Source organism: Bartonella sp. MR168JLCBS, assembly GCF_042194175.1.
The window spans coordinates 1-334 of record NZ_JBHIMP010000261.1 but is presented as its reverse complement, the minus strand read 5'-3'; the positions used below and the strand labels follow the sequence as shown (position 1 = coordinate 334).

Here is a 334-nt window from a genome sequence, read left to right as displayed (position 1 = left end):
GATATTTTGGTTGGTAAAATTACACCAAAGGGTGAGAGTCCTATGACACCGGAAGAGAAACTTCTGCGTGCAATTTTTGGGGAAAAGGCTTCAGATGTTCGTGATACTTCTATGCGAATGCCTCCTGGGGCTTTTGGGACTGTTGTTGAAGTTCGTGTTTTTAACCGCCATGGTGTGGAAAAGGATGAACGTGCAATGGCCATTGAACGTGAGGAAATTGAACGTTTAGCTAAAGATCGTGATGATGAACAATCAATCCTTGATCGTAATGTTTATGCGCGTCTTACTGATATGTTGACAGGCAAAATTGCTGTAGAAGGTCCAAAAGGCTTTT

The 334-nt window shown here is 42.2% G+C and carries 1 protein-coding gene; it reads left to right on the top strand.

What is annotated here, in order from left to right:
* On the top strand, positions 1-334 hold a 334-nt coding region (locus ACFIK8_RS10740), incomplete at both ends, for a hypothetical protein (protein WP_375669419.1).